Consider the following 6469-nt stretch of genomic DNA (forward strand, 5'->3'; position numbering starts at 1 on the left):
ATGTAGAGCAAGACTTTGTTCATTTTCTCGAAAGTAGGCGTGGAGGTCAGATTGAGCTTAACGGTTTGATTTTGCTCGATAAAATCGGCAATAAACGTCATCAGAATCGAGTAAGCCCGGAATTCTGAAGTTATACTATCGCTCTGGCTGTAAGCGATCAGCTGTTCAAAGGCTTTCACCAGCTCTTCAGGGTTCTGCACTTTCAAGCATGGCGAGGTTTGCAAAATTTGAAACAAATCCAAATCCCCGATTTTGGCAGAAAAGTGGCACCAATATTTCCCGAAGGTATCGTCGCTTATCGTACCATAGGCTTGGTCACTGCCTGCTGGAAGCAAATACAACTCGCCAGGCTTCGGATAGTAAGTCTGATCCCCAATCCTGACATAGCCTTCCCCTTCGCGAATAAAATAAAGTCGGTTAAACGGACAGGCGGGATTCTCATCCGTCCAAGATTTTTGGACTTTGGTATATGCCGCATAGGATAAGTCCAGCTTCGCTTTGGCGAGGTACTTCTTCCAGAACGTGCGTTCACTCGCGTTCATTCCGTTCTTCATAGCCTATATTCCTTTCACGAATATTCGGGCATCGCCTGTAGAGCATAACGGTGATACAGCTTGCCTTGGCCCTCTGCGAATCGGCAGAGGAACTATGATCCGCTTATCAGGAAAGAAATCCTCGCGTACGGATCAATTACTCGTTCGTTAGCTTTAACTTATCCAACAGTTTGAAAAACAGGCTAAGGACAATAGCAACAATCGTGGCCAGCGCCATACCCTTCAATTCAAAATTCCCCAGCTTCAGCGTTGCCCCGCTAAGACCGATGACAAGAACCGTCGTTGTCAGAATTAGATTGATAGGTTTGGAATAATCAACTTTTGTCTCGACGAGCATCCGAATACCGGAAGCGGCGATGATGCCGAACAACAGCATGGAAACGCCTCCCATGACAGCCGTAGGAATCGTTTGAATCAAAGCGGAGATTTTCCCTACAAAAGAGAGAACAACCGCCAGGATCGCTGCTCCGCCAATGACCCAAACGGAGTAGACACGGCTGATCGCCATGACGCCGATGTTCTCACCGTACGTTGTATTTGGCGTAGATCCAACCAAGGAGGACAGCATCGTGGAGATCCCGTTTCCAAGTAAGGATCTGCTTAGACCTGGGTCTTTGGATAAATCTTTGCCCACCATATTGCTGGTTACGATCAAGTGACCGATATGCTCTGCAATTACAACAAGTGCTGCAGGAGCGATGATTAATATGCTAGCCCAATCAAACGTTGGTGAGTAGAAGGTCGGCAGCTTAAGCCACTGAGCCGCGCTCAAGGTTTCTTGAATATGCACTAAGCCGAGAAATGCTGCAAGTAAGTAACCAAGGATGATAGCCACTAGAATAGGGATGACCTTTAATAGTCCTCGAAATACGATGGAACCTACTACGCCTATCAAAAAGGTGAAAATAGATACCGTGATCACGGTCATATCGGGAACCCACGCTTCCTTGGCATCGGCAGGAGCGATAATGCCGGCCATAGAGGCGGCTGTGGGTACTAACTCTAACCCGATGACGGACACGATAGCGCCCATCGCCGCAGGCGGGAAGACAACATCAATCCATCGTGTTCCTACGTAGCGAATCAATATAGCGATGATCGTAAAGATCAGACCGACAACGAGGAACCCACCTAGTGCCGCACTATAGCCCTTTTGACCGATGACGAGGAAAACAGGTGAAAGGAAAGCAAAGCTAGACCCCAGGAAAGCGGGGATTTTTCCTTTTGTGATGAAAATATAGAGCAGGGTGCCGATACCATTCATGAGCAATATCGTAGCTGGATCGACATGAAATAGGATAGGTACAAGCACGGTGGAGCCAAACATCGCAAATAAATGCTGTAAGCTAAGGGGAATGCTTTCGCCTATGGAGGGGCGTTCATCAACTTGAATGATACGAGACACGGTGTAACTCCCTTTCTGTTTCTTCTCGTTCGATATCTTATCATAAAACGTGCTCGCAGGTAACCCTTACCAGTCTTTCCGCAGCGCAAATAAATCATGAAGCTCTTCATTAGAAAGCTCGGTAATCCATGCTTCGGAGGTGGAGATTACATTTTCGCTCAGGCTCATCTTGCTCTCGAGCATTTCGTCGATTTTCTCCTCAAGAGTGCCCAGAGAAATAAACTTGTGCACTTGCACATTCCTTGTCTGTCCCATCCGGTAGGCACGGTCTGTGGCTTGGTTTTCTACGGCTGGATTCCACCAACGGTCAAAATGGAACACGTGGTTTGCGGCGGTCAGATTGAGACCGACTCCGCCTGCCTTCAGCGACAAAATAAAGATGCCAGGCCCGTCAGCGGCTTGAAACTTGTCAATCATCTTGTCGCGTTCTTGCTTCGGCGTGCTGCCGTTCAGGTACAACACGGGTTCGTCTCGCTGTGCCTGCAAAATATCGACCAGCATCTTGCCCATGCTGACGTACTGCGTGAAGATCAGGCAGGAGTCGCCTTCATCCCGCAGTTCGCCAACCATCGCTGCGAGCCTTTCCAGCTTGGCTGAACGTGAGATGAAGCCTTCCCGGCTGTCTTCGTCAAGCAAGCYCTCCTCGGAGAGGGGAGCCTCCTTGGTCAGCAGAACCGGATGGTCGCAAAGCTGCTTAAGCTGAGTCAAGGCAGAGAGGATTGCGCCTTTGCGCTCCATGCCTTCCAGCTTTTGCATGCGCTCCATGAGGTTTTTGACCGCTTGCTCATATAGAGCGCCTTGCTCGGCGGTCAAGTTCAAGTAGACCTTCATCTCCTGTTTATCCGGCAAATCGAGCTGGATGGCAGGATCTTTCTTTTTCCGGCGCAGCATAAAAGGTTTGACGAGCTTCTGGAGCTGCATCGTCCGCTCCTCATCCTGGTGTTTCTCGATCGGATTCGCGAAACGATGCTGGAAGCCGCGCTGATTCCCCAAATAGCCGGGATTCAGGAAGTCATAGATCGACCACAGCTCAGACAACCGATTTTCGATCGGTGTGCCTGTCAGGGCGATTCGGTGTTTGGCTTTTAATGAGCGAACGGCGGCAGACTGTTTGTTCTGGGCGTTCTTAATATTTTGCGCCTCGTCCAGACAAAGGGAGCTCCATACCGTCTCTTGCAGCGTCTCTTGCTCCATAAGAGCAGTCGTGTAAGAGGTCAGCACGATATCGGTGTCTTTCAAGGCTTCAGAAAGCGCTTCGCCGCTTAAACGGCCTTTGCCATAATACAGCAGGACTCTAAGCTCCGGTGCAAAACGGGCCAGCTCCTTCTGCCAATTGCCGAGTACAGAGGTAGGGCAGATCAGCAGTGCAGGCTGCTCGGATTCAGCTTGGTGATGCAGCAAATAAGTGATGAATTGAATGGTTTTCCCAAGTCCCATATCGTCGGCAAGGCAGGCGCCAAGCCCGAATTTTCTTAAATAGGTTAACCATGTGAAACCTTCATGTTGATAGCTGCGCAGTTCAGCATGCAAGCCTGCAGGAACAGGAATCTCCTGCAGTTCTGATGGCTGTGCGAGCTGACGCACAAGCTTCATCAGATGCGCATTTAACTCAACTTCCAGTTGGATTCGTTCTTCATTTTCCGCGTCATCTTCTGGAACTGAACTTCCTTTAGCAGAATTCTCTTTCTCCGATTCATTCAGTAAGTGAAGTTGGAAAATATCCAGCAAGGATAAACCTTCTTGCGGGTCAACGCTCGACATCAGTCTGCGAATTTGCTCAAGCAGAGCGGGGTCGAGATAGACCCACTGGCCCCGGAAGCGAATGAGACGCTCATTACGCGAAAGCAGTGCAGCGAATTCTGCTTCGCTTAGATCCGCTTCCCCAATGGCAATCCGCCAGTCGAAGTCGACTAAGGCGTTCAAGCCGAAGAGCGACTGCCCTTTGCCTCCAGCCTCAGAGGATACTTTCGCGCGCAGCCGCGGCTTTCGCTTGGAGGCAGCCTCCCACCAGCCGGGCAGCATGACGTTCCAGCCGCCGTCCAGCAGATGCCGGCTGTCTGTCGTTAAGAATGTCCATGCCGATTCATCGCTAAGTGGCGTGGACAAGAGCTCTACGCAGCTGATTCCGCTGGGCAATGTTTCGGCTAGCCTGGCTGCCCAGCCGGCAGACCGTTCCAGCACATAAGGACTCCAGCTGCTGTCCCAAGTTCCTGCTGCGGTTCCGTCCGCAGCCAGACGAATCGGCGCGAGCACGGAGCGATCCGTCTTGTCCTGCAGGACAAGACGAAGTCGCCACGTGTCGTCCTCTTCATCAGGCTCGAGCAGCTGCAGCGCAGGGCGGAACGGGGCCGTGTCAGGGCGCCATCCTAAGGAAGCGAGCCATTCTTCTTCCGTCAGAGCGACAGTAGAAGCGGACCGTTGGAATAACGCGGGGTAATCCCGGCGAAGGTCGGAAATCGCCGCTTCGCTTGCATAGTGCTCCGCAGTGATAACAGCGGAGAACGCCGAACGCAGCCCCGTTAGACCTTGACCGAGGGCATCATTGGTTTGAAATGCGGCCCAATCGAATGATTTCAGCGCATCGGATTCTGCATCCCAAGTCCAACCGAGCGTCCCTTTGCGGAAATCGTGCAAGCTAGGTACATAGTGGCCAGCTTGCGCTTCTTGGTATAGAAGTGGTGAGATTTCGCGCATCGCTTTCATGCCTTCATTCCCATCATCAAAGCGCAGAATGTCCATGAAATCTGGCGCCGTGAAGAAGGGAATCACCATGTCCGCAGGAAGCACAACGACGGAGATATCACCAGCCTGCTGCAGGTCCAGAGCAGTGCCGTAGTAAGAGGGTTCATGCCAAGCGAACAGGAGATTTCGCAGTTTGTCGCCAGGCACGTCGCGGTCATCAAGAGCTCCCCAGAATAAAGCATCGCCGCTTTCTGTTAGTGTCATGCTCACTTGTAAATCATGCAATATGGCGTTCATCCGAGCAGCTTTCCTTTCCTAAGTTCCTCTTGTAGAGCTCGCAGTCTGCTATGTCGTTCAACGAATCTGGCAAAAAATGTTTCCCAGTTGCCAGGCTGCTTCATTTTCTTGTACACCTTTTCGAGCCTTTTCAAAAGTCTGACAGCAGCCTTATAGTCATGGCGGTTTTTCAAACCAACATAATGGTTCACCGCTTGATGGTAATAGGGTAGAAGCAGCTGTGGCGCTTCCTTTTCGATTGGCTGAAGCACGCTGACTCTGTGAAATAACGGGTCATGGCCCTGAAGAATCTGCATTTCGAGCCAGGCCTTCCATTTGCCCTGTTCGTAGAGGACATTTTCGATGAGATAATATGAACGCGGCAGTAGAGTTTCAAATGCTTTCCACATTAGATCCTCAGCCTCTGGATAATGTGCGACAGCTTTCTGCCAATAATTCGCGTAGGTGTCGAGCTCACGGGTTCGCGGATTGTTGAAGAAGAGCGCCGTTTTGGTTAACCAGTTAACAAGTTCCTTCCAATTGAAGGAATGCTGCAGTTGGTCAAAGAAAGTAACGAAAAGATAGGCGGGCGTGTCTTTGAAAGCGGGCCCTTTCTCTAATGTTGCCCAAGCTAATTGGGCTTGTGACATCAGTAGGTGTATGTAAGCTTTCGCGGCAGTAAGTGATGGTGTGGCGGCAGTGTCAACGGACACAGACGTCTCAATTGCTTCAACTTCCTTAGGGGCGTAGGATAATGCCGCCGTTTTTCCTGAGGTTATCCATTCGTTCCAAAGGGCTGCGTACACGCCGAAATCTTGATAACTGTGTCCTTGCTGTTCAGCCATCTGCGCTCTGAGATAAGCGAATGTTGTCTCAAGGCGCTCGCTGGACTCGGAGAGAGCTAACCGGGAAGCGTGCTCTTTTAACCATATCAGAACATCATCGTAAATCTTGTAGATTGCAGAAGACGTAAAGAAGCTCGTCCCGCCTTGTGTATTTTGTCCTTTTATTTTCCTGAGAAGGAATAACGCTTGATGTAGTTCAAAAAATGCCCGATCCTGATCCGAAAAAGGAACAGCAACCTGCGTTAGAGTACTTAAATGACTGCGCAGCTGCTGAGCGTAAACACCTTGATCATAGGTTGGTTTTATGGAGACGGTGAATTGATCCAGAAACTGATGCCAGCCGCTTACCGACATGCTCGGCAACTTCAGAATGGCGGATTCCGAGGTAGCTAGCGAAGCCGCGCGTTTCAGCTGCATTTTGGCATTCATAATCTGAGTTGCCGGGTATCCGAGACGGTCCGCCAGCTCCATCATGACAGCGGCTTGATGTTTACAAGCGCCTTGAACAGGGCACGTGCAGCTGCCGTCTTTGAATTTATTTAGATTAAGCGAAACGCGATAAACCTCAGATCCATCGACTTTGGCTTGCACCAAACGAGCATCAGAAATGTTCAGTGAGACAACTTGTCCTTGCTTAAAATAGGTAAACCCTCTGGAAAGGGTTACGTCTGTATAGGTTTCAGCCACATATTCGAGCAGCTTCAACC

Annotated in this window: 4 protein-coding genes; all 4 read right to left on the reverse strand. The window is 50.3% G+C overall.

Translation table 11 applies throughout. The annotated features are described in order from the left end of the window. On the reverse strand, positions 1–554 hold a 554-nt coding region (locus AC1DUA_RS18545), incomplete at its 3' end, for an AraC family ligand binding domain-containing protein (RefSeq protein ID WP_477501178.1). A gap of 136 nt (positions 555–690) precedes the next feature. Then, positions 691–1959, reverse strand: coding sequence for a uracil permease (gene uraA / locus AC1DUA_RS18550; RefSeq protein WP_477501179.1), 1269 nt, complete (start codon positions 1957–1959; stop codon positions 691–693). 66 nt (positions 1960–2025) lie between these two features. Then, positions 2026–4938 carry a DEAD/DEAH box helicase gene (locus AC1DUA_RS18555; RefSeq protein ID WP_477501180.1) on the reverse strand — a complete coding sequence of 971 codons (2913 nt, stop codon included), beginning with the start codon at positions 4936–4938 and terminating at the stop codon, positions 2026–2028. Further along, a partial coding sequence (locus AC1DUA_RS18560) for an SWIM zinc finger family protein (RefSeq protein ID WP_477501181.1) occupies positions 4935–6469 on the reverse strand: 1535 nt, incomplete at its 5' end. The genes AC1DUA_RS18555 and AC1DUA_RS18560, both read right to left, overlap by 4 nt.

Source organism: Paenibacillus sp. 01T422 (assembly GCF_056398785.1).